The 22,920-nt window shown below is 63.0% G+C and carries 22 protein-coding genes and 1 tRNA gene; 17 read left to right on the top strand and 6 right to left on the bottom strand.

What is annotated here, in order from left to right; genetic code table 11:
• Positions 1 to 36: 36 nt before the first annotated feature.
• The 3 genes from tilS (at position 37) to C0Z18_RS01090 (ending at position 3,443) form a co-directional block, all read left to right on the top strand.
• The gene (tilS, locus tag C0Z18_RS01105; protein WP_233216783.1) at positions 37 to 1,539 is read left to right on the top strand and encodes a tRNA lysidine(34) synthetase TilS; all 1,503 of its coding nucleotides are present in this window, start codon (positions 37 to 39) and stop codon (positions 1,537 to 1,539) included.
• 409 nt (positions 1,540 to 1,948) lie between these two features.
• Positions 1,949 to 3,199, top strand: coding sequence for an aspartate kinase (locus tag C0Z18_RS01095; RefSeq protein ID WP_102643505.1), 1,251 nt, complete (start codon positions 1,949 to 1,951; stop codon positions 3,197 to 3,199).
• Positions 3,200 to 3,349: 150 nt separating this feature from the next.
• A tRNA-Ser gene (locus C0Z18_RS01090) sits at positions 3,350 to 3,443 on the top strand.
• Positions 3,444 to 3,521: 78 nt separating this feature from the next.
• On the opposite strand, the gene C0Z18_RS01085 is transcribed toward C0Z18_RS01090, so the two are convergent.
• Positions 3,522 to 4,226, bottom strand: a complete 705-nt coding sequence (locus tag C0Z18_RS01085) for an SGNH/GDSL hydrolase family protein (RefSeq protein WP_102643504.1) — start codon at positions 4,224 to 4,226, stop codon at positions 3,522 to 3,524.
• 158 nt (positions 4,227 to 4,384) lie between these two features.
• Positions 4,385 to 4,753 carry a winged helix-turn-helix transcriptional regulator gene (locus C0Z18_RS01080; RefSeq protein WP_102643503.1) on the bottom strand — a complete coding sequence of 123 codons (369 nt, stop codon included), beginning with the start codon at positions 4,751 to 4,753 and terminating at the stop codon, positions 4,385 to 4,387.
• A gap of 112 nt (positions 4,754 to 4,865) precedes the next feature.
• Between C0Z18_RS01080 and C0Z18_RS01075 the strand changes: the two genes are divergently transcribed.
• On the top strand, positions 4,866 to 5,885 hold the full coding sequence (locus C0Z18_RS01075) for an alcohol dehydrogenase catalytic domain-containing protein (RefSeq protein WP_102643502.1): 1,020 nt from the start codon (positions 4,866 to 4,868) through the stop codon (positions 5,883 to 5,885).
• Between the two features lie 63 nt (positions 5,886 to 5,948).
• Here the strand turns inward: C0Z18_RS01075 and C0Z18_RS01070 are convergent, their stop codons facing one another.
• Positions 5,949 to 7,082, bottom strand: a complete 1,134-nt coding sequence (locus C0Z18_RS01070) for an MFS transporter (RefSeq protein WP_199189363.1) — start codon at positions 7,080 to 7,082, stop codon at positions 5,949 to 5,951.
• Between the two features lie 163 nt (positions 7,083 to 7,245).
• Here C0Z18_RS01070 and C0Z18_RS01065 point away from each other — a divergent pair, with 163 nt between their 5' ends.
• Entirely contained in the window at positions 7,246 to 7,677 is a 432-nt protein-coding gene (locus C0Z18_RS01065) for an ArsR/SmtB family transcription factor (RefSeq protein WP_102643500.1), read from the top strand.
• Positions 7,678 to 7,849: 172 nt separating this feature from the next.
• Here C0Z18_RS01065 and C0Z18_RS01060 read toward each other — a convergent pair whose 3' ends face one another.
• Complete coding sequence (locus C0Z18_RS01060) at positions 7,850 to 9,058, bottom strand: ROK family transcriptional regulator (RefSeq protein WP_158244183.1); 1,209 nt, start codon at positions 9,056 to 9,058, stop codon at positions 7,850 to 7,852.
• A gap of 158 nt (positions 9,059 to 9,216) precedes the next feature.
• Here C0Z18_RS01060 and C0Z18_RS01055 point away from each other — a divergent pair, with 158 nt between their 5' ends.
• From C0Z18_RS01055 to C0Z18_RS01035, 5 genes are all read left to right on the top strand, one after another.
• Positions 9,217 to 10,665 carry an APC family permease gene (locus tag C0Z18_RS01055; protein ID WP_102643498.1) on the top strand — a complete coding sequence of 483 codons (1,449 nt, stop codon included), beginning with the start codon at positions 9,217 to 9,219 and terminating at the stop codon, positions 10,663 to 10,665.
• A 14-nt stretch (positions 10,666 to 10,679) separates the two neighbouring features.
• On the top strand, positions 10,680 to 11,672 hold the full coding sequence (locus C0Z18_RS01050) for an ROK family protein (RefSeq protein WP_158244182.1): 993 nt from the start codon (positions 10,680 to 10,682) through the stop codon (positions 11,670 to 11,672).
• A 253-nt stretch (positions 11,673 to 11,925) separates the two neighbouring features.
• Complete coding sequence (locus C0Z18_RS01045) at positions 11,926 to 12,303, top strand: hypothetical protein (protein WP_233216776.1); 378 nt, start codon at positions 11,926 to 11,928, stop codon at positions 12,301 to 12,303.
• Complete coding sequence (locus tag C0Z18_RS01040) at positions 12,303 to 12,914, top strand: LysE family translocator (RefSeq protein WP_102643496.1); 612 nt, start codon at positions 12,303 to 12,305, stop codon at positions 12,912 to 12,914. Before C0Z18_RS01045 ends, C0Z18_RS01040 begins: the two co-directional genes overlap by 1 nt.
• A 7-nt stretch (positions 12,915 to 12,921) precedes the next feature.
• Positions 12,922 to 13,158 (top strand): ROK family protein, encoded by a 237-nt coding sequence (locus C0Z18_RS01035; protein ID WP_102643495.1) that lies wholly within the window; start codon positions 12,922 to 12,924, stop codon positions 13,156 to 13,158.
• 3 nt (positions 13,159 to 13,161) lie between these two features.
• Here C0Z18_RS01035 and C0Z18_RS01030 read toward each other — a convergent pair whose 3' ends face one another.
• A complete protein-coding gene (locus C0Z18_RS01030; protein ID WP_102643494.1) occupies positions 13,162 to 13,590 on the bottom strand; it encodes a tautomerase family protein in 429 nt (142 codons plus the stop codon).
• Between the two features lie 116 nt (positions 13,591 to 13,706).
• Here C0Z18_RS01030 and C0Z18_RS01025 point away from each other — a divergent pair, with 116 nt between their 5' ends.
• From C0Z18_RS01025 to C0Z18_RS01015, 3 genes are all read left to right on the top strand, one after another.
• On the top strand, positions 13,707 to 14,294 hold the full coding sequence (locus tag C0Z18_RS01025) for a TetR/AcrR family transcriptional regulator (protein WP_102643493.1): 588 nt from the start codon (positions 13,707 to 13,709) through the stop codon (positions 14,292 to 14,294).
• Positions 14,295 to 14,353: 59 nt separating this feature from the next.
• Complete coding sequence (locus C0Z18_RS01020; RefSeq protein WP_146013903.1) at positions 14,354 to 15,487, top strand: hypothetical protein; 1,134 nt, start codon at positions 14,354 to 14,356, stop codon at positions 15,485 to 15,487.
• A 137-nt stretch (positions 15,488 to 15,624) separates the two neighbouring features.
• On the top strand, positions 15,625 to 15,978 hold the full coding sequence (locus C0Z18_RS01015) for a hypothetical protein (protein WP_102643681.1): 354 nt from the start codon (positions 15,625 to 15,627) through the stop codon (positions 15,976 to 15,978).
• 188 nt (positions 15,979 to 16,166) lie between these two features.
• On the opposite strand, the gene fabI is transcribed toward C0Z18_RS01015, so the two are convergent.
• Complete coding sequence (gene fabI, locus C0Z18_RS01010) at positions 16,167 to 16,961, bottom strand: enoyl-ACP reductase FabI (protein WP_102643491.1); 795 nt, start codon at positions 16,959 to 16,961, stop codon at positions 16,167 to 16,169.
• 110 nt (positions 16,962 to 17,071) lie between these two features.
• Here fabI and C0Z18_RS01005 point away from each other — a divergent pair, with 110 nt between their 5' ends.
• The 4 genes from C0Z18_RS01005 (at position 17,072) to C0Z18_RS00990 (ending at position 22,825) form a co-directional block, all read left to right on the top strand.
• Complete coding sequence (locus tag C0Z18_RS01005) at positions 17,072 to 18,964, top strand: extracellular solute-binding protein (protein ID WP_102643490.1); 1,893 nt, start codon at positions 17,072 to 17,074, stop codon at positions 18,962 to 18,964.
• Between the two features lie 65 nt (positions 18,965 to 19,029).
• Positions 19,030 to 20,076, top strand: coding sequence for a microcin C ABC transporter permease YejB (locus C0Z18_RS01000; protein WP_102643489.1), 1,047 nt, complete (start codon positions 19,030 to 19,032; stop codon positions 20,074 to 20,076).
• Positions 20,077 to 20,159: 83 nt separating this feature from the next.
• Positions 20,160 to 21,191, top strand: a complete 1,032-nt coding sequence (locus tag C0Z18_RS00995) for an ABC transporter permease (protein WP_102643680.1) — start codon at positions 20,160 to 20,162, stop codon at positions 21,189 to 21,191.
• Positions 21,188 to 22,825, top strand: coding sequence for an ABC transporter ATP-binding protein (locus C0Z18_RS00990; protein WP_102643488.1), 1,638 nt, complete (start codon positions 21,188 to 21,190; stop codon positions 22,823 to 22,825). The genes C0Z18_RS00995 and C0Z18_RS00990 overlap by 4 nt, the downstream gene beginning before the upstream one ends.
• Positions 22,826 to 22,920 lie beyond the last annotated feature (95 nt).

The following is a 22,920-nucleotide window of genomic DNA, read 5'->3' as shown; positions in this document are numbered from 1 at the left end:
CTTTGCCGAGTGCGGCTTCCACTGCTTAATCCTGACGTGAACGTCTCCGTCGATATCGCCGCCGAGCGCATCGTTCTCGATGCCCTCGGCGGCGTGCTTTCCGCGGTTGCCCCCGGCGCGACCATTGCGATCGCCTACAGCGGCGGGCTCGATTCCACCGTGCTGCTCGATGCGGCCGTTCGGGTCGTGGGTGCGGCACGCTGTGTCGCCTTGCACGTGCATCACGGTCTCAGTCCGAACGCCGATCGGTGGGTCTCCCATTGCGAGGCCTCGGCGATTTCGATGGGCGTGCGCTTTCACGTCGAACAGGTACGCGTGCGGCGTGAGAATGGCGAGAGCCTGGAGGCGGCTGCGCGCGAGGCTCGCTATCGCGCGCTCGACGCGATGTGCGCACGAGACGGCGCCGAGGTGCTTTGCCTCGCACATCACGCCGACGATCAAGCCGAGACGGTGCTGCTTCAACTGCTGCGCGGTGCCGGTGTGGCGGGGCTCGCGGCGATGGCCCCGCAGCGGGTCGACGAGTCTTCGGCCGCGCGGCGCATGCGCCCCTTTCTTCCGCTGCTGCGCGCGCAACTCGAACGCTACGCCTTCGTGCGCGGCTTGCGCTGGATCGAGGACGAGTCGAACGCCGATACGCGTTACGCGCGCAATGCGCTGCGGCACGAGGTGATGCCGGCGTTGAGTACGCGCTTTCCGGGCTTTCGCGACGCACTCGCGCGTACGGCGCGTCATGCCGCCACGGCACAGCGTCTGCTCGACGATTTGGCGCGGATCGATCTGCGCACGATCGCGCGCGACGATGGGCTTTCGCGCAAGGCGTTGATGGCGCTCGACGATGCGCGTGCGACCAATGTCATGCGGGTCTGGATTCGCTCGTCTGCATTGCCGGCGCCATCGGCCGCGCGCTTGGCCGACATGTTGCGTCAGTTGCGTGAGGCGCGCGACGGGCACGGGCTCAGCGCGATGCATGCCGGCGCCTGCTTGCGAATGTATCGGGACAAGATCTACTGGGAGAAGCGTTCCGTCGAACGCGCGCTGCGGCCGATAAGGCCCGGCGAGCGTCCCGCGCGGCAAGACGGCGAGGGAGGCAACGGGGCGTTCGATATGAATGACGCGGGGCTCGAAATGGGCGAGGCGATGAAGCGCACCGAGCAGCTGGCTTGGAATGGCCAGCAAGTCTGGCATTTGCCGCAATGGCGCGGGTCGATCGTATTCGTGCAAGCGGCCGACGACGACACCGGCCCCGAGACGGTGCCCGAGGCGTTGCTCGCTAGTGCACCGCTCTCGGCGCGCGCCCGCACGGGCGGAGAGCGCATGCAACGGATGCCGGGGGGCGCGGCGCGCACCTTGAAGAACCTGTTCCAGGAGCTTGGCGTGCCCGCCTGGGAGCGCGACGTGCCGCTGATTTACGTGGGGGACGCGCTGCTTTACGTGCCGCGCGTGGGAGTGAACGGCGCCGCCGAGCAGGCGCTCGCGTCGTCGCGCCGCGGCGGCGCGCGCTGGCGGCTCGAGTGGCGCGAGGACTTGCTGATCGCCTAGCGCTTCGGCCGATCTAGCGGCGTCGTACTCGGCGCTCCCTTGCTCGGCCCTGGTGCCTTGCCTGCCGCTATCGGGATGCGTCCCCTTGTCGTCGCGCCCGATTGACACCGGCGGCTTCCCACGCTTGTCTTTTCGCCCTCGATCAAGTACGCTCGAAGGCTCGCCCGATCCGCTTTCGCAGCCGTTTGCGCGCGTCTTGCGCATTCGTCGCTTATTGCCGCGCTACCCGCACCGGCAATCGGCTCCAGCAGCAGGCGCTTCGCATCTGGGCAATCCGCGCACGCTGCGCTCACGCTTTCGCAGCCATCCTTCGTCGTCGTAGTGCTCACGAGGCCGCGAGACCGAACGGCAGTCTTGCGGTTCTGCTCCTGACGCATCGGTGCGGTTTCTCCTCCAGTTCAGAACGACAATGGCACTCATCGTACATAAATACGGCGGCACTTCGATGGGCTCGGTCGAGCGCATCAAGAACGTCGCCAAGCGCGTCGCGAAATGGCATCAGGCCGGGCACAAGATGGTCGTCGTGCCCTCGGCGATGTCGGGCGAAACCAATCGCTTGCTCGGTCTCGCCAAAGAGATTTCGAGCCAACCGAGCCCGCGCGAGCTCGACGTCATTGCGGCGACGGGCGAACAAGTCAGCGTGGGGCTGTTGTCCATCGCGTTGCAAGAGATCGGCGTGCAAGCCGTGAGCTATGCCGGCTGGCAAGTGCCGATCAAGACCGACAGCGCGTTCACGAAGGCGCGTATCAGCGAGATCGACGACGAACGCGTGATGCGCGATCTCGACGAAGGTAAGGTCGTGGTGATCACGGGCTTCCAAGGCGTCGATCCCGAAGGCCATATCACCACGCTGGGCCGTGGCGGTTCGGATACGTCGGCGGTGGCGGTGGCGGCCGCGCTCGAAGCGGACGAATGTTTGATTTTCACCGACGTGGACGGCGTGTACACGACCGACCCGCGCGTGGTGGAAGAGGCGCGCCGGCTCGATCGCGTCACCTTCGAGGAAATGCTGGAAATGGCCAGCCTCGGCTCGAAGGTGCTGCAGATCCGCTCGGTCGAATTCGCAGGCAAGTATCGTGTGAAAACGCGCGTGCTATCGAGCCTGACCGACCCGATGATTCCGGTCCAGGAAGAAATGAAATCGGGCACGCTGATCACCTTTGAAGAAGACGAGACCATGGAAAAAGCAGTCATCTCCGGCATCGCGTTCCAACGCGACGAAGCGCGCATCGCCGTGCGCGGCGTGCCCGACAAGCCGGGCATCGCCTACCAGATCCTCGGCCCGGTTGCCGACGCGAACATCGACGTCGACATGATCATTCAAAACCAGAGCGTGCACGGCAAGACCGATTTCACGTTCACGGTGGGCCGCGGCGATTACCAACGCGCGATGGATATCCTCGTCAATCACGTGAAGGGTCACGTCAATGCCGAGGAAGTCGTGGGTGATCCGCGCGTGTCGAAGGTTTCGGTCGTCGGCGTGGGCATGCGCTCGCACGTCGGTATCGCGAGCAAGATGTTCCGCACGCTGTCGGAAGAGGGCATCAACATTCAGATGATCTCGACCTCGGAAATCAAGATTTCGGTGTTGATCGACGAGAAGTATATGGAGCTGGCCGTGCGCTCGCTGCATAAAGCGTTCGAGCTCGAGCAGGCGTAAGGTAGCCGCCGAACGGGAGTGGGCCGATGCGGCCGGGTGGGGCAAATTGGCGGGGCGATAAAAAAATGCGCCGCATCATTTGACCTACGTAATCATTCCCGTTAATATCTTGGTCTCGTTGCACTGCCTCCCGGTGCAACGGCGATTTTGGGAGACGTGGCCGAGAGGTCGAAGGCACTCCCCTGCTAAGGGAGCATCTGGGCCAAAACCTGGATCGAGGGTTCGAATCCCTCCGTCTCCGCCAATAGGCGGTGACAAAGCCCCGCGAGTTTTAGGACTCGTGGGGCTTTTTCTTTTTTGGCTCACCCAAGTAGCTATTGGCCTATCGACTGCTGACGTCGGACGATCTCGTCGCGGGGATCTCGGCGGCGATCGACTCGCTTTCTTCCCGGTCCAGCATGGCCTGCACAATGTCTGCAATGGCTTCACCGAGCGCGATATGCTGATCGGCATCGAGATGAACGCCGTCTCGGCGGCTAGTTGTCGTCACCGTACCCGCGTCGAAAACCAAGCAGCCGTGAGCTCGTGCGATATCGCCATACGCCGCTGCCAGACCGACGCAGCGGTCTTGGCCGCCGACGAACTTTGGCATGACTGGACCGTCGGGCATGGCAATCGCCGGCGGGACAACGATCAGCACGGGGGGGATCGGCATGCCCGGTTCTACCGGGGCGCGGCGGACCGAATCGATTAATGCACCGATGCCTTCTGCCGAATGCCGTGCGGCGTGGGCGCGGCCCGTCTGGAAATCGTTAGTGCCCAGCATCACGATCACCAAGTCGAGAGGAGAATGCATCTCGATCACTTGCTCAATGCCCATGATGCCGTTGCGTCCGGGCCTGAAAGGATCGTCCCATGCTGTCGTGCGGCCATTCAGGCAGTCCTCGAACACGCGTGTCGCGACTCCTCGCACCCGTAGAGTGTTTTCCATCACGCCGGGCCAGCGGGCGTCGAACGTCAAGCGTTGACGGGTTCCGGGAACGATGCCCCAAGATAGCGAGTCGGCGTACACCAGAATCTGTTTCATATTGATCGCAGCGGGGCAAACGAGAGTGGGGGCCGTTTTTTGACCCGAATGGCATCCGGAAGATAAAGCCGTGGGCTAGTCATCCACAAGTGCGGAATTTTCTGTTAGTGCTTCCCTTTGCGTTCCACAGATCATGCCGAATGCCGCATCGTCACGCGTCATTTCCGGCCTTGAGAAGACGTGGCAGGATCGGTGTCTCTCGAAGGTTCGATCACTTTCTCGCGATTGGCGTTGCCCCAGTCCGCCATTACCGCCATGACTGGACGAAGCGTCTGACCCAAGGCGGTCAGTCGATATTCCGTTTTCGGCGGAATCACGGGGAACTCTTCGCGCGAGATCAGGCCGCAGTGCTCCAGTTCTCGCAGTTCCTTGGTCAGAATGCGATCGCTGACGGGTGGGCAAGCTCGTCGAATTTCCGAGAACCGCAATGGCTCATTCCGGATTAGCGCCCACACGATTCGGGCTTTCCATTTGCCGCCCAGAATGCGTGAGGTGAATGCCACAGGGCATTTCGTTTCAAGTTTCATAGCTGCTACACTAACAAATAATTCCGTACTTGTAAAAAGTAAGTGTCTGGTTTCTCATGTATCCAGCCCCGGCATTTTTCTCCTCCGCTACGCCGGTACATCAGGAACCTGTATGAAAGCCATTTGCATCAACGCATCCAGCCGTAGGCTGGAGGTGCTGGACCTGCCCGCACCCGATACGCCGCCGCCCGGTCATGTGATCGTAGATATCGAGGCCTGCGGCATCAACCACGGCGACAAGTTGTTCTTAGCGATGCCCGGTGCGGCAGGCGGCGCGCTCAATGGATCGAACAGGGCGTGGGGCGTATCCGCGGCCGGCAAAGTGGCCGCGATCGGCGAGGGCGTCCCTGCGTCGTTCCTCGGGAAGTCCGTGGCGCTCTATCGCTCACTCGACACAAGTGCCTGGACGGTCGGCGTGTGGTCTGAAAAGGCGCAGGTGTCTTACACCAGTTGCGTGGTCCTGCCCGATCATGTGCCGGCGCGCGACTACTGCGGCTCCCTGGTCAATGCGTTCACGTCCTATGCCTTCTTGGAGGAAATCGCGGCGGCGGGCCATCGCGGCGTGATCGCAACGGCGGGAGCCTCGGCGACCGCACTGGCGCTGGCCGCGCTGGCGAAAAAACGCCGGGTTCCGGTGATCCATCTTGTGCGCTCGGAAGCGCAATACGAGGAAATGCGACGGCTGGGTCTTGAACATGTCATAACGACGGATGGCGAAGGGTTCGAGGACAAGCTGGGACAAGCGGCCGAAACCCTCGGAACCACAGCGGTCTTCGACGGGCTGGGCGGCGCCCTGATTAACCGAATTGCGCCGCATGTGCCGATGAATACCTCGGTCTACATCTACGGAACGCTGGATGGCTCCGTGCCGGTGACGATTCCGTCGCGGCTCTTCCTGAGCAGGAATTTGGCCGTGAGACGATTCAGTAATTTCAACAGCGCCACGGCCAAGGACCCGGCACGGCTCGCTGCGGCGATGGCGGACCTGCGCGATGTCATCGCAGATCCCTTGTTCCGCACGAGCATCGGCAGGGCGTTTCGTTTCGAGGAGATCGATGCCGCACTGGCCTATCGGGGAGCATCCAATGCGAGGGCTGTTCTTGTACCTCCCACGGCTGCGTTGAAACAGTGAGCATCGGATCTGTTCGCAAGCTCATGGCGCACGAGAAGCACCCCGGTCCCGCCAACGAAACGATTATGCGTCGTGCTGTTCGGCTCGACGCATCGCCCACGTGCCTCCAACCAATGCGGTGACGGCCAGCACCAGTGCAAACGAGGTCCCGGCGGATGCCAATCCCACGTGGTCGATCAGATAACCGGTCGCGACCGGCAGCAGGCCTGCGGGAATATAGCCGCCGATGTTGAGTACGGCATTGGCCTGTGCTCGATGGGTATCGGGCACGTGCAGGCCGATCAGCGTCAATCCGCCCAATTGCCCGAGCCCCTGCCCGGCGCCGGCAAGCAATGCGGATGCGATCAATGCCGGAACCAGCGAAGCGTGAATCGCCAGCACGAGGCACATCATCGACAAGATCGTGGCCAACGCACTCGCCGCAAAAACGCGAGCGACTGGCCATTTCCGTACGGCGAACTGCACGCCGACCGCGGTGAGGAACATCGCGCAGGCCATGCTGCCCGCCAGCAACGGGCTGCGGATTTCGAGCAGCCGGGCCAGCAACGACGGCCCCAACGCAAGCACGAACGATGTCCCGGTGATACCCGGACCGAACGTGGCGATGCCGCCTAGGATGTGGCGTCGGTTCGAGACCGGCACGTACGGCAGACGCAACCGAAGCGGACTATCTGCCTTGCGGCGTGCCGGCAAACGCGACGCCACCCCCAGCGCACTGAACAAGATCAGCGCCTCCACAGCGAAGATGGGCGGCACGGGGTGCGCCAGCCACTGGGCCGCTGCGCCCGCGCACAACGGTCCGAGACCAGCGCCCAGCACCATGGCGATCGACGCCAACAAGGCCGCCTTCGGCTTGCGCTCCGGGCCGCCTGCGTCGACGACCGCCGCCATGCCCGCCGAGACGATGACCCCAACGGAGACACCCGCCAGCAGTCGACCCACTGCGAGCATGGCGATTGAGCTGGCACAGGCGAACAGGCCGCAGGCAACCAGCGCCGCAAGCAAGCCGGGAAGCAGCACCGGCCTGCGCCCGTAGTGATCCGACAACTGGCCGGCAACCAGCAGGGTCCCCAGCAGGCCGACTATGTAGAGGGCGAAGATCACAGTCAGCATGCCGGAGGAAAACCCCAACCGCTCCTGCCAATGGACGTAAAGCGGCGTGGTCGAATTCGACAACATGAAAACGGCGGTGATCATCCAGGCCACCGGCCACATGCGTGCCGGGGATTGAGCGGGAACGCGCGATGAGCGTGCGCAAGCGGAAGTGGAAGAAATTGGCATGACGATCCTCTTGTACGAGTTTTTTCGTACTATATCTTAGTTCGAAAAAACTCGTACAGGTGCTATAGTGTGACGCACCATGAGGAAAGAAACCACGAAGCTCCGAGCAGGGGCGCTGCCTGTCACGTCGGCCGAACTCCCGCCGCCGCTGGACGAGCCGGCCGTCGAAGATCTGCGGCTCGAGAACGTTCTGGCTGTGCTGGCCGATCCGCTGCGACTGTTCATCGTCCACAAGCTGATGGTGGAGTCCGATGCCTACGACCATCCTTGCGGCTGGTTCGGACTCGATCGACCCAAGTCGTCGTTGACCCACCATTTCAAGGCGCTGCGGGAAGCCGGAGTCATCCGCCAGCGGCAATATGGGCTCGAACGGCGGAGTCGGCTGCGCCGCGAAGATATCGACGCGCGCTTTCCGGGGTTGTTGTCGCTGGTGGAAAACTGGCGGCAGCCCGCCGATGCCGCCATGCATCGAGACACAAATGAGAGGCGTGCTACGAAGATATCGGCCTAGCCATGAAGAAGGCGACTTCAGAGGATGTATCGGGAATTCTCTGTGTGAAGCGTGTCAGCGCTGCCGCGATAGGGCAAAGACCAGCGCACCGCCGACAGCAATGGCCGACGAGCTTGGATTGATGGATCGGATCGCCATCGACGGGCCTGAGCATTAGGACGGCCGAGCCAATTCACGGCGCATACCCCACGCGCTCGAACGCCTTCGTGCGTGCACGCTCGATGCCGTGCACGATGGCCCCGAGCAAGACGGCATCAGTGCCTGTCGTCGAAACGGCGAATCGCGGAAGTTCGATCGGCAGCCATTGCGTCAAATGGTCCTGCACCGCCGGTAGCAAAAGCGATGCGCTGCGGCCGATACCGCCGCCGAATACGACGAGCGCCGGGTCGAGCACAGGAATGATCGAGGCGAGCCCCCAAGCGATTTGTCGCGCTTCCTCGGCAACGCAGGCCAGCGCTTTTGCGTCTCCCGCCTTAGCACCCGCAAAAACCGCTTCAGCGGTGTCCACCGTGAGCCCGAGCGCGTGAGCCGATGCCACGATGCCCTTCGCGGCGGCCGATGCCTCGAAGTTGGCGGGCGTTGGATCGTTCGACCGACCGTCGCGCGGCCGTGCAGGGGGCATGATCGCTATCTCTCCCGCGAAGCCGCGCGCGCCGCGGTATAGGCGACCATTGGCCACGATACCGAGCCCGATGCCCGTGCCCACAGACATAAAAACGAAGTTTTGCACCTCACGCCCGACGCCGTGCGTCTGCTCGCCAAGCGTAGCGAGATTGATGTCGTTCTCGAAGACGAGATCCGCGCCGAGCGCCTCGCGCAGCGACCCAATCAAATCGGACCGTTCCCAATTCGGCAGGTTAGGCGCAAGCCGCAAGCGATTGCTCGCGGCGTCCAGCACCCCGGGCGAGCCCAGCACCGTGACGAGTACATCGTGGCGGGGCGCGCCGGTCTCCGCAAGCGCCGACTCGACGAGTTCGACGATTTTGTCCACCAACTGCGCGGCTCGCGCGGGCGTCCTGCGCTCCACGCGCGCGACGATCGACGCCGTGAGATCGGCCACCGCAACGCGAATCCACTCGGCGCCCACATCGACGGCAACGACGAATCCGGCGCGCGCCCGCGGCGCATAGAGCCGCGGCGAACGGCCGGCATTGCCCGCGCGTACGCCCGTTTGCTCGACGAGCCCTAGACGTTCCATGTTGCCGAGCGCCGCGGTCACGGTCACCTTCGACAAGCCGGTGCTTTGCGCGAGTTGCGGGCTTGAAGCAGGGGCGAGCGACAAAAGGTGCCGATAGATTGCCCACTCATTGCCTTGCCGCACGAACGCGGGGCCCCGCGTGACGGTGGCGGGACGAAGGTCGGGCTTGCTCGGGTCGTTCATACGCGGTCGAGAAACATCGTGGGCTCGACGGAATTTTGACAGAGATTTGTATTCGTAAAGAATCTTTCCTATCATTCGTTCCCAACGGCGGCGAAGACCCGCGCGAACCCGAGTACGGCATCGACGAGAACGCGGCATTCGCCGCATGGAGACACCCGATGAGTGACCCCGCACTGACGGAAGGGGCGGACAGCGCGCGGCCGCGCGCAGCCGCAGCAGCAGCCGCCGAATCCACTACGCACTTTCGCCGCTCGATCGGACTGGCGCCGGCGATCGCGATCAACATGATTCAGATTTGCGGGGTGGGGCCGTTCCTCACGATCCCCACGATCGTGGCCGTCATGAACGGGCCGCTTGCCGTCATCGGTTGGATCTTGGGGGCCGTGCTGGCGATGGCCGACGGTCTGGTGTGGGCCGAACTCGGCGCGGCGATGCCCGGCGCGGGCGGCACGTATCTCTATCTGCGTGAAGCCTTCCAATACCGCACCGGCAAGCTGATGCCGTTTTTATTCGTCTGGACGGCGATGCTCTCCATCCCGCTCATCATGAGCACGGGCATCATCGGGTTCGTGCAGTACCTGGGATTCTTCTTGCCGGGGCTCACTGCGCTGCAGTCTCATGTGATCGGACTGGTCGTGGTGGCGTTCGTCGTATTCGCCCTGTATCGGCGGATCGAATCGATTCGCGCGTTGAGCGCCGGCCTTTGGATCGTTATGGTGCTTGCGGTAGGTCTCACGACGGCGGCCGCTTATTCGGACTATCACCTCGTTCTCGCCATGACGCTGCCCGCGCAATCGGGCGATATGGGCAAGTTCTTCACCGGACTGGGCGCCGGCCTCATCATTGCCATTTACGACTACGCGGGCTACAACACCACGGCCTACATGGGCGACGAATTGAAGAATCCGGGCAGGGTCATGCCGCGCTCGATCATCATTTCGATCATCGCCATGATGGTGTTTTATCTGGCGATGAACATCGGGGTGATCGGCACGGTGCCGTGGCAAGACGTCGCGAAGTCGACCTCGGTGGCCTCGCTCGTCGTCTCGCGCAACTGGGGCCATGCGGCCGCATCGATCGTGACTGCGTTGATTTTGGTGGCCGCCTTCGCCTCGGTGTTCGCGGGGCTGCTCGGGGGCTCGCGCGTGCCGTTCTACGCGGCGCGTGACGGCGTGTTTCTATCGGCATTCGGCAAGCTGCACCCAAAACACGATTTCCCGCATGTCGCGCTGCTGGCCATGGGTCTCGTGACAGCGGCCGGTACGTTCTTCGATCTGACCACCGTGATCAACATGCTGGTCGCGGTCTCCGTGCTGCTGCAATCGGTGGCGCAGATCGCGGCGCTCACCGTGTTGCGCAAGCGCCAGCCTCGACTCGCGCGGCCCTATCGGCAGTGGCTCTACCCGTTGCCGAGCGTGATTGCGTTGGTCGGCTGGCTCTATGTGCTCTACGCGACGGACCGGCAGTCGCAGGTCTTATCGAGCGCATGGCTGGCGATCGGACTCGTGGCGTTTCTTTTCTGGGCTCGGGTCCAGCGTCAATGGCCGTTCGGCCCGAAAGACATCCGCGAAGTATTCGTCGAGCGGCAAGATGCGAGCAGCCGCTAACACCTGCGAATACGATGGATCGTCTCGAACTTGAACTCTCTCCGGTCGAGCATGCCGATGCCGGCACCTGCGCCGCTTCGAGCGGATGCGTGCTCGGGATCGACTTCGGCGGAACCAAGATCGCCATGGCGACGGCGAGCGTCGAGGGCGATGTGTTCGACGTAGCGCACATTCCCACCGAGGCGCATGAAGGCGCCGACGCGGTCATCAGTCGGATGTTCGACGCGGCGAAGGCGCTCGTTGCCGAGACGGTTGCGCGCGCCGGCACTACGCTCGTTGCGGTGGCGGCGGTCACGCCCGGAATCGTCGAAGCGCACGGCATCAAGCTCGCACCGAACAATCCCGGCTGGGATCGATTGGCGCTCGCCGACGTTTTGCGGCGAGGATTCGAGGTTCAAAGCATCGGCGTGGAAACCGACGTCAAAGCCGCGGCACTGGCCGAGGCGCGCAAGGGCGCACTCGCAGGAGTGGATTGCGGTCTGTACCTCAATCTCGGGACCGGTCTTGCCGCCGCGGCCGTGATCGGCGGGCAGGTGCTGAGGGGCGCGCATGGCGCGGCCGGCGAGATCGCCTACCAATGTCGCGGGACGCACGGAGAAGTGCCGTTCGCGCAAGGCGGCGCACCGTTCGAAAACGTGGCATCCGGCCGCGCGATCAGCGACCGTGCGAGCGCGATCGCCGGCCGGCCGATCGGCACGCGGGAGGCGTTCGAGTTGAGTCGTGACGACGCACGCTTCGCGAGTCTCATCGACGAAACGCTAAGCTACCTTGGCGTGCAGGTCGCCAATATGGCGTTGCTGCTCGATCCATCGAAGATCGTGATCGGCGGCGGTATGTCGCATATCGTTCGAATCCACGAAGCGATTCGTTCAGCACTCGCGCAGGCCGTGCCTTATCCTCCCGAGGTCGAGCGTTCGACGTTCGGGGCCGGCGCTGCGTTGCAGGGCGCGCTCATTCTCGCCGCCGAACGACGGGCGGCGATGTCCAAAGGGCGCCCTCGCGCCTAGGCGTGTGGGGCGAGCAGCCCAAGCTTTCCGTCAAACAGCAAAAATGTCCGGTGAAACGGGTGAACTGTCGTTGTACGGAAAATGACGCGAGCCCTACGCGAGATATCCGGTTTCCGAACCCGGCATAACTGATAGGTTCCGGTTCAAGGGCTTTCTCTTACATTAGCGAAATCGAGGGTGGCCCTTCCTGCAAAGGCGTGCGCCGGCCGATTGTTCTGCCAGACCAGATCCACAATACGGAGAGAACCGCCTCATGAGCGAGCCGAGGGCCATCGTATTTTTCATCGATCCGCCGAACAGCAACGATCTGGATGCGGGCGGCGTGGGCGAAGCGAATGACATCGTCGTATCGAAGGGCATTCAACATACCGACTGGGCCAATTTCCCGCATCTCGGTATCCTGTCGCTGGCTTCTCATGTCGATCGGTTGCCGCGCTTCGAAGGCTATTACGTCGATGGTGTGATTCATTCGCTCGGCCGTATCCTCGCGGCTGTCCGCGAGCGGGCCAATCGTACGCTTGCCGTCTGCCTCAGCGTGATCACGGCCAATTACGAAGCCGCGATCAGGATCGCCCGCGCGGTCAAATCCATCGATTCGCATATCGCGATCGTGGTCGGCAACGATCTCTGATGTCGCCCGAGCAAGCGCTGTTTTTCGGCTTGACCTGTATCGGCTTCGGTTTCATCCCGGGGCCCGCGCTGCTGCAGACGGTGTCGTTGACGCTGCAGCACGGGCGGCGGGCCGGCCTCCTATCCGCGCTCGGCATTCATCTCGGCGCCTTTTTCCAGATATGCATCGTGGCGCTCGGTGCGGTCGCCGTGCTGAAGACGTCCCCGATGCTGTATCACGTGCTCAAGGTGGTCGGCGGCGCCTATCTGGTGTGGCTCGGTATTCTGCGCATCCGCGCGCCCGTCGGGCAGGGGGAGGTGATCGACGTGCCGCGCAACGTCGTGTCGTCGAGCGCATTCATCGAGGCTTCGAATCCGAAGTCGGCGCTGTTCTATTTTTCGTTCCTGCTGCAATTCACAGATCCGGACGCGTCGCTTGGGCTCGGCTGGCAATTGTTCCTGCTCGGCGCGTGCGCGAACCTCCTGTTTTCCGCCGCCGACGTGTTCTGCATTGTGCTCGCTCATCCGTTGCGCGCCCGCTTGTCGCCGGGCGCCCAGGCGCTGCGGTTCGGCCAGTTTTTCGCTGGCACGCTGTTCGTCGTGCTGGGCGTGATCGCGATCGTTGGCGATTAGCGCGGGAATGCCCAAACGGGCCAACGACACGTTGCTGCTCGATCCATCGAAGATCGTGATCGGCGGCGGTATGTCGCATATCGTTCGAATCCACGAAGCGATTCGCTCAGCACTCGCGCAGGCCGTGCCTTTTCCTCCCGAGGTCGAGCGTTCGACGTTCGGGGCCGGCGCTGCGTTGCAGGGCGCACTCATTCTCGCCGCCGAACGACGGGCGAAGATATGCAAAGCGCGCCCGGGCGGTTAGACGTTACCGCGCGATCGCGGCCGCCCCGATCGCATCGCCCAATGCCGCGTTGTCATAGGCCTGCCCGGCGATGCCCCACGCGCCATCGGCGGCATAAACGACATTGACCCATACGCGTTCGGGCGGGATCTGTCCGCCCGACGCTCGCGCGACGATCTGCGTGGCGCGTTCGATGAAGCGTCGCTTCGAGTCGGACGAGGCCAGCGCAACGGCCGGTAGTTTGAGCTCCACGAAAGCCGCCAGCGCGGCGGCCCCTCCTGAAAAAATCCGGTTGCGCGGCAGCGTGTGCAGCGTTCCCACTACGTTGGGCACCATGAACGCGTTATCTCGCAGCCCTTCGATGTCGAGTAGGGTATCGGTCAACTGAGCGAAAACTTTCGCCTCGGTCTCGCGATCGAGAACGTCTTCCGGTACGGTTAGTGTGATCGGCATAGCAATACCTCCAGGTCGGTTGACTGGGACATGTTATAAATAGCGATCGCTCTCTATAGAATACATACCACTTGCTCTCTATGCAATAGAGAGCAGATGCTCCGTTAGGTTTTTTTATGCGCTATACGATCGAACACAAGCACGAAACCCGCGAGCGGATTTTGGACGCGGCCGCGCGGCTTTTTCGTCGCGAGGGCTACGGCGGGTCCGGCATCGGGCCGCTCACGAAGGAAGCCGGCGTGACCAACGGCGCGTTCTACGGCCATTTCAAGTCGAAGAGCGAAGCGTTTCGCGCGGTGGTGGTATCGGGCATGGGACAGTTGCGGGACGCGATTGCGTCGCTGAAGGCGGAGCAGGGCAAGCGCTGGCGCGGCTCGTTCGTGACGTTTTATCTCGGCCAGCGTCGCACCTGCGAGCTGGGCGAAAGCTGCGCGCTTCAAAGCTTGACGCCCGAGGTGATGCGCGCCGACGACGAGACGCGCGAGGCGTTTGAAAAGATACTCTCGTCCATCATCGACGAGGTATCCTCCGGCCTTGGCGATCTGCCCGGCAACGATCACGACGACCGCGCGATCGCGCTTCTTTCGCTACTCGCGGGCGGCGTGACGCTCGCGCGTGCCGTGCGCGACCCGGCGATGTCGGAGCGAATCGCGAATGCGGTCGGCCGCTACGCCACCGCTTTGACGAAGCCCGCGCAAGACTGACGGCGCAAGGCGGACGAGACAATCACGACCACCTTCGCGAGAACAAAGAGAAAGAGGACATGAAACGATCAACTTGGATGATGCTCGGCGTGCTCGCGTCCTTCGCCGCGGGTGGGGCCATCGGCGCGCCGCCGCCGTCGGCCGATATCGCGCTGAACGTGTCGCAACCCTTCACGGCTCGCGCGATCGCAGGCGTCGGTCCGGGGCTCTATTGCGTGACGGGCTCCGTCTATCACGACGAGGTGCCCAACGAAAGCGCGTTGGCGATGCTCGTCGATAGTCGCGAGCGTCGCGTCGTATGGAAGACGGACATTCCGTATGCGAAGGATCATTTCGAAAACGTTGCTACGTCGTGTCTGCGGGACGGGGATGCGTACTACGTCCTCACCGAGGAGCATACCGATTCCTTCGCGAACCAAAATCGAACCGAACTCGTGTTGAATCGTCTCGCCGCAACGGGAAGGCTGATCAAGCAACAGCATGTCGATATCGATGTCGACGTTTGGGCGAACCAGTTCGAGGCGGGACCCGACGGGCTGTCGATCGTGGGGGGAATGAGCACGCAATCGCTCGACCAGAGCGGCAAGCGAAGCCTATTTTGGACTGTGTTCGATCGAGATCTTGCGCGCAAGCAACTGACGGTGTTGCCGACCGGCGCGTTTTGGAGCGGGACGCGTGCGAAGCGCGACGGCGAGAACCTCGCAATCGCGGGCGAGTTCCTGCCGAACGAGGGTACGGCCGCATCGGCGAACGCGGGGTACGCGGTCTCGAAGATCAATCTGCGCAACGCGCGATATGTCTGGTCGACGCGGGTTTATCCGGCGAAGACCGAAGCCGTGGACGCGCTCTTTTTGCCCGATGGCCGGACCGTTTTCATCGGTTTGAGCGATCGTCAGCAAATCGTTTCGCTGCTCGATTCGTCGGGGCACGTCGCCAACCGATTTGCCCGACCCAAGATGATCTGCGGCGTCGATGCGCTCGGAATCGAAGGCGCCGCGTTGCAAGTCGTGGGCGAGTCGTGCAAGGACGAGCATGCGACGCTGCTGCTCGGCATCGATTTGGCAACCGGCGATGTGGCCTCGTCGCGACAGATCGGGGAAAACGCCAGTGCGGCGCTGTTCGATAACGACGCACTCGTCACGGTCTCGACGAATGCCAGCGGTGGTGCGGTATTGCGACGCACGGCGCGTTGACTACGGAGCACGCGTATTTGTACGGTATTCGCGTGCTCGGGATGTTCTGCAGCAACAGTTACAAGTTTGAAATACGCCTATCGGATAGCGCGCGCTATAGTTGCACGCAACCACGCTATGTATTCGAAGGTGACACCATGAAATCGCTTGCACATCTCGCTGCTCTGGCCGTCGGCGCGCTTGCCATCGGCGTTTCCACCACGGCGATGGCGCGGGTGGACATCGGAGTCAACATCGGCATTCCGGCGCCAGTCTATGTCGCGCCGGCACCCGTTTATGCGCCGCCGCCGCCGCCGCCGGTCGTCTATCAGCCGGCACCGGTCTATGTGGCACCGGCAGTCATCATCGGCTGGCATGGCGACCGGTATTGGGACGGCCGCCGTTGGTGGGATCGCGACGAATGGCGGCACCATGGCGGATGGGATCACGATCGCGGCCATGGCTGGGGACGTGACCATGACCACGGCCATGGTCACGGGTGGGATCACTAAAGCGAAGGTGGTATCGAAGTATCGTTAGGATCCCTAACGACAGGCAATCAGGGAAGGCGTAGCGCTACGCAACGAGACAACGAAAATAAACCGCCTTGGCGTTTGCCAAGGCGGTTTTTTGTTATGCGTGGCCCGCAGTGACCTCGCGCAGGTGTGCGGCGAGCCGCGCGGGCGCATGCCGGCGCGGCTTACTCGGCCGCTTCGGGCACCATGCCGCCGACGACGGTGCTGAACCCGCTGTCGACGTGCATGACTTCGGCGGTCACGCCGCTCGCCAGATCCGACAGCAAGAAGGCGGCCGCATTGCCCACTTGCTCGATCGTCACATTGCGCTTGAGCGGAGCGTTCGCTTCGACGAAGTCGAGGATCTTGCCGAAGCCTTTGATGCCGCTCGCGGCCAACGTCTTGATCGGACCGGCCGAAATCGCGTTGACGCGCATGCCCTTCGGGCCGACCGAGCTTGCCATGTAACGTACGCAGGCTTCGAGCGAGGCCTTGGCGACACCCATCGTGTTGTAGTTCGGAATGACGCGTTCCGCGCCGAGGTACGACAACGTCAGCAACGAAGCGTTTTCCGAGAGCAGCGGCAGTGCGGCTTTACCCAAAGCCGCGAAGCTGTAGGCCGAGATGTCGTGCGCGATGCGGAAGTTTTCGCGCGTCATGCCGTCGAGGAAATCGCCGGCAATCGCTTCGCGCGGCGCGAAGCCGATCGAATGCACGAGGCCGTCGAGCTTCGGCCAGTGCTGGCCCAGCGAGGCGAAGAGCGCTTCGATTTGCGCGTCGTCGGCGACGTCGCACGGAAAGACGAGTTCGCTGCCGAATTCCGCGGCGAATTCGGTGATGCGGTCTTTGAAGCGATCGCCGACATACGTGAAAGCGAGCTCGGCGCCTTCGCGCTTGCAAGCTTGCGCGATGCCGTAGGCGATCGAGCGGTTCGACAGCAGACCGGTCAGCAAAATGCGTTTTCCAGCGAGAAAGCCCATGAATTCTCCTAGCGTTATCGGTGCCTCCCGCCGCGCGCGGAGGCGCTGCACACGGGGGGCGGGTACGGGTTTGGGTAGAATTCTCTCACATTGCCACTCCCGAACTCCTGATGAAGGCGACGACGATTGTTAGGCACACACCCGCGCCGCCCCGCGAGCGCGCGGTTGGGCCCCGGCCCCTGCTGTTGGCGTGCTGTCTCGCTTGGCTGCTTGGCTGCGCCACGCCGGCCCATGCCGTCTATGCGATCGCCCAGTTCGGCGAGCCGAAATACGCGCCCGATTTCAAGCATTTCGACTATGTGAATCCCGATGCGCCGAAAGGCGGCACGCTCGTGCTGTCCAATCCGAGCCGGCTCACGAGCTTCGACAAGTTCAATCCGTTCACGCTGCGCGGAAATACGGCGCCCGGCGTCGACATGCTGTTCGAAAGCTTGACGACGGGCAGCAGCGACGAGGTGGCCTCGGCCTACGGGCTCTTGGCGGACGATATCCGCATCGCGCCCGATCGACTCTCCGTCACGTACCACATCAATCCGCGCGCGCGGTTCTCGAACGGCGATGCGGTGACTGCCGACGACGTCAAATACTCGTTCGACACGCTCAAGAGCCCGCGGGCGGCGCCGCAATTCGCCGCGTTCTATAGCGAGATCGCGCGCGCGGTCGTCGTCGATCCGGCGACGATCCGCTTCGAGTTCCGGCAGCCGAACCGGGAATTGCCGCTGATCGCGGGGGCGATCCCGGTCTTCTCGCACAAATGGGGGCTCAAGCCCGACGGCACGCACGTGCCGCTCGATCAACTCGCGTTCGAACAGCCGATCGGCAGCGGCCCGTACCTGATCGATCGATACGACGGCGGCCATACGATCACCTATCGACGCAACCCGGCGTACTGGGGCGCGGCGCTGCCGGTGCGTGTCGGCACGGATAACTTCGACTACATCACCTACAAGCTGTACGCCGATAGCACGGCGCGGCTCGAAGCGTTCAAGGCCGGCAAGTACGACGCGCTCGTCGAATATGTCGCGCGCAATTGGGCGCGGCGCGACGTGGGCAAGCGCTTCGATAACGGCGAACTCGTCAAACGCGAGTTCCGCCAGCACAACGGTGCGGGCATGCAAGGTCTCGTCATGAACTTGCGGCGGCCGCTGTTTCAGGACGTGCGCGTGCGCCGGGCGCTCGACCTCGCGTTCGACTTCGAGTGGCTGAACCGGCAATTGTTTTTCGGCGCCTATACGCGGCTCGACAGCTACTTCGCCGACAGCCCGCTGCAAGCCACGGGCATGCCGAGCGAGGGGGAGCTCGCCGTCTTGAATCCGTTGCGCGCGCAACTGGACCCGGCGGTGTTCGGGCCGATGACCGTGCAGCCCGACACCGATCCTCCCGGATCGTTGCGCTCCAATCTGCTGCAGGCGCGAGCGCTGCTCGCCCAGGCCGGCTGGCATTATCGCGACGGCGCATTGCGCAACGCGCAAGGGCAGCCGTTCAGGTTCGAGATTCTCGACGACTCGGGACAAAGCGCGGCAACCCAGCCGATCATGAGCGCCTATATTCGCAACCTGAGCAAGCTCGGCATCGAAGCGACCTATCGCGCGGTCGACTTCGCCTTGATCCAAAAGCGCTATGACGCGTTCGAGTTCGACATGACGATGCTGCGTTACCCCGGCGTGCAGGTGCCGGGCACCGAACAGGTCTCGCGCTTCGGCAGCAAATCGGCCGACGAGCAGGGCTCGGACAACCTGATGGGCCTCAAGTCGCCGGCCATCGATGCGATCTTGCGCTCGCTCGTTCATGCACAGACGAAGGCGCAGCTCGTCGATACGGCGCGCGCGCTCGATCGGGTGCTCATGCACGGCTATTACGTCGTGCCGCAGTGGTATAGCACCACGCATCGGATCGCGTACAAACGAGCGCTGCGTTATCCGGCCACGCTGCCGCTGTACTATTCGGCGGAAGATTGGATCGTCTCGACGTGGTGGTCGGGGGCAGGCGCCGCGCAGCGCTAATCGCGGGCCGCGGCCTGTCGCGGCCATTTCATGCATGGTTTTCGCTTATCCACGGGTGCACGACAATGTGGAGCTACATCCTCAAACGGCTGCTGCTGATGATCCCGACGTTGCTCGGCGTGCTGACCGTGACGTTCGTCGTCATTCAGTTCGTGCCGGGCGGCCCGGTCGAGCAGGCGGCCTACGAATTGCGCAAGGGCACGCAGTTGGAAGGGCAGGCCCCGCCGTTCGGTTTGCGCGCCCATTCGGGCGTCGATGCGCAGCAACTCGCTCAATTGAAGGCGCTCTACGGCTTCGATAAGCCGCCGCTCACGCGCTATGGGCTCATGCTGTCGCGTTTCGCGCGGTTCGATCTCGGGCAAAGCTACTTCCATCATCAAAGCGTATGGTCGCTCGTCGTATCGAAGCTGCCCGTCTCGATCAGCATTGGCTTGTGGACGTTCTTTCTGACCTATCTCATCTCGGTGCCGCTCGGCATCGCGAAGGCGATCCGCAACGGCTCGACATTCGACGTCGCCACGAGCCTGATCGTGCTCGTGGGCTATGCGATACCCGGCTTCGTGCTGGGCGTGTTGTTGCTCGTGCTCTTCGGCGGTGGTTCGTTCTTGCAGATCTTCCCGCTGCGCGGTTTGGTCTCCGATAACTTCGCGCAGTTGAGCGTGCCCGGCAAGATCGTCGATTACCTCTGGCACATCGCGCTGCCCGTGACGGCGTCGGTCGTCGGCAGCTTTGCGGTCGTGACGATGCTGACCAAGAACGCGTTTCTCGACGAGATCAAAAAGCAATACGTGCTGACGGCGCGCGCCAAAGGCTTGAGCGAAAAACGCGTGCTATGGAAACACGTATTCCGCAATGCGATGTTGCCCCTCGTGGTGGGTTTCCCGGCCGCATTCATCGGCGCGTTCTTCACGGGCAGCTTGCTGATCGAAACGCTGTTTTCGCTCGACGGCCTCGGGCTGCTTTCCTATGAATCGGTCGTGCGCCGCGATTATCCCGTCGTGCTGGGCACGCTGTACCTCTTCACGCTGATCGGGCTCGCGACGAAGCTCGTCTCGGACTTGTGCTACGTCTGGGTCGATCCGCGCATTCAATTCGAACGACTGGAGCGCTAACGTTGAGTCAAGCCCGTCCCCGAACCGGGGCCGATGCCGTGGCGCGCAGCGCGCTGCCTAGCGTCCTCGCTTCGCGCTCGCCCATGCGGCGCGTTTGGCAACGCTTCAAGGCGCAGCGCCTCGGCTATTGGAGTCTCGTCCTGTTCGTCGTTGCATTCGCCGCGAGTTTGGCCGGCCCCCTCTGGTCGAACGACAAGCCGCTCGTCGTTCGATACGACGGCCATTATTACTTTCCGATCGCGAAGACCTACGCCGAAACGACGTTCGGCGGCGATTTCCCGGCCCCGGCCGACTACCTCGACCCCTATGTTCGCCAGCGGCTCGCGTTGCCGGGCAATTTCGCGCTGTACCCGCCGAACCACTACTACTACGATACCCTGAACTACTTCTCGCGCGCGCCCAACCCGGCGCCACCTTCACGCGAGAACTGGCTGGGCACGGATGCCCAAGGGCGCGACGTATTCGCCCGGCTGTTGTACGGCTTTCGCGTGTCGGTCGAATTCGCCTTGGTGCTGACGCTGATCGGCAGCGTGCTCGGCATTGCCGCGGGCGCCGTGCAAGGGTACTTCGGCGGCCGTATCGATATCGTGGGGCAGCGTCTGATCGAAATTTGGAGCGCACTGCCCGAGCTTTACCTGCTCATCATCTTCGCATCGATCTTCGAGCCGAGTTTTTTGCTCCTCGTGGTGCTGTTGTCGCTATTCGGATGGATCGGCTTGTCCGATTACGTCCGCGCGGAATGCTTACGCAATCGCTCCCAGGACTACGTGCGCGCCGCGCGGGCCATCGGGCTATCGAATTGGCAGATCATTTGGCGGCATGTGCTGCCCAACAGTATGACGCCGGTCATCACGTTCCTACCGTTTCGCATGAGCGGATCGATTCTCGCGTTGACGAGTCTGGATTTCCTTGGCTTGGGCGTGCCGGCGCCCACGCCGAGCCTCGGCGAATTGCTCTCCGAGGGCAAAGCGAATCTCGATGCCTGGTGGATCTCGCTCTCGACGTTCGGCGTACTGGTCGTCACGCTGCTCTTGCTCACGTTCATGGGCGACGCATTGCGTAACGCGATGGACACGCGGATCGCGGACGCGATGCGCGCAGGGGGCAACCAATGAACGCATCGACGACGGCTCATGACGCTCGCGAAAGCGGAGGCGCTCCGTTGCTCGAGCTCGAGCATCTGCACGTGACGTTCGGCGAGACGGTTGCCGTCGACGACCTCACGTTCGCGATCGAGCAGGGCGAGCGGGTGGCGCTCGTGGGCGAATCAGGTTCGGGCAAGACGGTCACCGCGCTCGCGATCCTGCGCCTCCTTGGCGAGGCGCGCGTGACGGGGGCGGTGCGCTTTGCCGGCGAGGACCTGCTCGGGAAAAGCGAGCGGGCCATGCAGGGCCTGCGCGGATCCGATATCGCAATGATCTTTCAGGAGCCGATGACGGCCCTTAATCCGCTCTTCACGGTCGGGGAGCAGATCGCGGAGACGATCGTCGCGCATGAGGGCGTCTCGCCGCAGCAGGGCCGCATTCGCGCCGTCCAGTTACTGGCGCGAACGGGGGTGACCGAACCGGAAAAGCGGGTTCTGAGCTATCCGCATCAGCTCTCGGGCGGTCAACGCCAGCGAGCGATGATCGCGATGGCCCTCGCTTGCCGTCCGCGTTTGTTGCTGGCGGACGAGCCGACCACCGCGCTCGACGTCACGATCCGCGCGCAAATCGTCGATCTGCTGCTCGAAATCCAGCGCGACGAAGCGCAAAAGCGCGGCATGGCCGTGCTCTTGATCACGCACGATCTGAACCTAGTCAAGCGCTTCGCGCAGCGCGTCGCGGTCATGGAGCGGGGCGTGCTCGTCGAAAGCGGTCCGGTGGAGCGCATCTTCGAATCGCCGCAGCATCCGTATACGCGCAAGCTGATCGCCAGCCGTCCGCGAAGGCAGGTGACGCCCGTGTTGCCGATCGCGCCGGTGCTGCTCGATGCGCGCGAGGTGTCGGTGTCGTTCCCGACGCAAGCGCCGGGTATTCGCGGTTGGTTTCGCTCCGACCGATTCGAAGCCGTCTCGAATGCCACGCTCGACGTTCGGCAGGGCGAGACGCTTGGCGTCGTCGGGGAATCCGGCTCGGGCAAATCGACGCTCGCGATGGCGCTGCTCGGTCTGCAACGCACGGCCGGCGGGTCGATCGAGTTCCAGGGCCGGCCGCTTGCGAGCTACCGGGGGCGGGAGCAGACGACGTTGCGCTCGAATATGCAGGTCGTCTTCCAAGATCCCTTCAGTTCGCTTTCGCCTCGGCAGACGATCGAGCGCATCGTCGGGGAGGGGCTTGCGTTGCATCGGCCGCAGCTCGATGCGGCGGCTCGGCGCGAAAAGGTCTCCACGGTATTGAAAGAAGTGGGGATCGATCGTACGGCACTCACGCGTTATCCGCACGAGTTCTCGGGCGGTCAGCGGCAACGGATCGCGATTGCCCGTGCGCTCGTGCTGGAGCCTCGCTTATTAGTGCTCGATGAGCCGACGAGTGCGCTCGACGTCTCGATTCAGCAGCAGGTTCTGACCCTGCTCGCGACACTGCAGCACAAGTACAACCTCGGTTTCGTATTCATCAGCCATGACCTGGCCGTCATCGGCGCGATGGCGCACCGCGTTGCCGTGATGCAAAACGGGGTCATCGTCGAAACAGGGGACGTCGAAAAAATCTTCTCCAATCCGGCCCATCCGTATACGCGAAAACTCTTGAATGCGAGCCTGCAAGGGTGAATCCCGGCAATTATGACGGTACCCCGATTGTTTTTTTTAATTTGTTTTGACAATCAGTTATATCGTGGCTAGTATCGTCCAAACTTTCCGCAGTT

Origin of the sequence: Trinickia dabaoshanensis, from assembly GCF_002879885.1 — a bacterium.
In the GTDB taxonomy this organism is placed as follows: Bacteria; Pseudomonadota; Gammaproteobacteria; order Burkholderiales; family Burkholderiaceae; genus Trinickia; species Trinickia dabaoshanensis.
The sequence above is the reverse complement of the archived record's forward strand: the minus strand, read 5'-3'. Positions and strand labels throughout refer to the sequence as shown.

Bases quoted from the DNA above. Each gene is read 5' to 3' on its own strand.
- C0Z18_RS01095 (WP_102643505.1), top strand. From the start codon at position 1,949: ATGGCACTCATCGTACATAAATACGGCGGCACTTCGATGGGCTCGGTC.
- C0Z18_RS01085 (WP_102643504.1), bottom strand. From the start codon at position 4,226: ATGAAACAGATTCTGGTGTACGCCGACTCGCTATCTTGGGGCATCGTT.
- C0Z18_RS01080 (WP_102643503.1), bottom strand. From the start codon at position 4,753: ATGAAACTTGAAACGAAATGCCCTGTGGCATTCACCTCACGCATTCTG.
- C0Z18_RS01075 (WP_102643502.1), top strand. From the start codon at position 4,866: ATGAAAGCCATTTGCATCAACGCATCCAGCCGTAGGCTGGAGGTGCTG.
- C0Z18_RS01070 (WP_199189363.1), bottom strand. From the start codon at position 7,082: ATGATCACCGCCGTTTTCATGTTGTCGAATTCGACCACGCCGCTTTAC.
- C0Z18_RS01065 (WP_102643500.1), top strand. From the start codon at position 7,246: ATGAGGAAAGAAACCACGAAGCTCCGAGCAGGGGCGCTGCCTGTCACG.
- C0Z18_RS01060 (WP_158244183.1), bottom strand. From the start codon at position 9,058: ATGAACGACCCGAGCAAGCCCGACCTTCGTCCCGCCACCGTCACGCGG.
- C0Z18_RS01055 (WP_102643498.1), top strand. From the start codon at position 9,217: ATGAGTGACCCCGCACTGACGGAAGGGGCGGACAGCGCGCGGCCGCGC.
- C0Z18_RS01050 (WP_158244182.1), top strand. From the start codon at position 10,680: ATGGATCGTCTCGAACTTGAACTCTCTCCGGTCGAGCATGCCGATGCC.
- C0Z18_RS01045 (WP_233216776.1), top strand. From the start codon at position 11,926: ATGAGCGAGCCGAGGGCCATCGTATTTTTCATCGATCCGCCGAACAGC.
- C0Z18_RS01040 (WP_102643496.1), top strand. From the start codon at position 12,303: ATGTCGCCCGAGCAAGCGCTGTTTTTCGGCTTGACCTGTATCGGCTTC.
- C0Z18_RS01035 (WP_102643495.1), top strand. From the start codon at position 12,922: ATGCCCAAACGGGCCAACGACACGTTGCTGCTCGATCCATCGAAGATC.
- C0Z18_RS01030 (WP_102643494.1), bottom strand. From the start codon at position 13,590: ATGCCGATCACACTAACCGTACCGGAAGACGTTCTCGATCGCGAGACC.
- C0Z18_RS01025 (WP_102643493.1), top strand. From the start codon at position 13,707: ATGCGCTATACGATCGAACACAAGCACGAAACCCGCGAGCGGATTTTG.
- C0Z18_RS01020 (WP_146013903.1), top strand. From the start codon at position 14,354: ATGAAACGATCAACTTGGATGATGCTCGGCGTGCTCGCGTCCTTCGCC.
- C0Z18_RS01015 (WP_102643681.1), top strand. From the start codon at position 15,625: ATGAAATCGCTTGCACATCTCGCTGCTCTGGCCGTCGGCGCGCTTGCC.
- fabI (WP_102643491.1), bottom strand. From the start codon at position 16,961: ATGGGCTTTCTCGCTGGAAAACGCATTTTGCTGACCGGTCTGCTGTCG.
- C0Z18_RS01005 (WP_102643490.1), top strand. From the start codon at position 17,072: ATGAAGGCGACGACGATTGTTAGGCACACACCCGCGCCGCCCCGCGAG.
- C0Z18_RS01000 (WP_102643489.1), top strand. From the start codon at position 19,030: ATGTGGAGCTACATCCTCAAACGGCTGCTGCTGATGATCCCGACGTTG.
- C0Z18_RS00995 (WP_102643680.1), top strand. From the start codon at position 20,160: ATGCGGCGCGTTTGGCAACGCTTCAAGGCGCAGCGCCTCGGCTATTGG.
- C0Z18_RS00990 (WP_102643488.1), top strand. From the start codon at position 21,188: ATGAACGCATCGACGACGGCTCATGACGCTCGCGAAAGCGGAGGCGCT.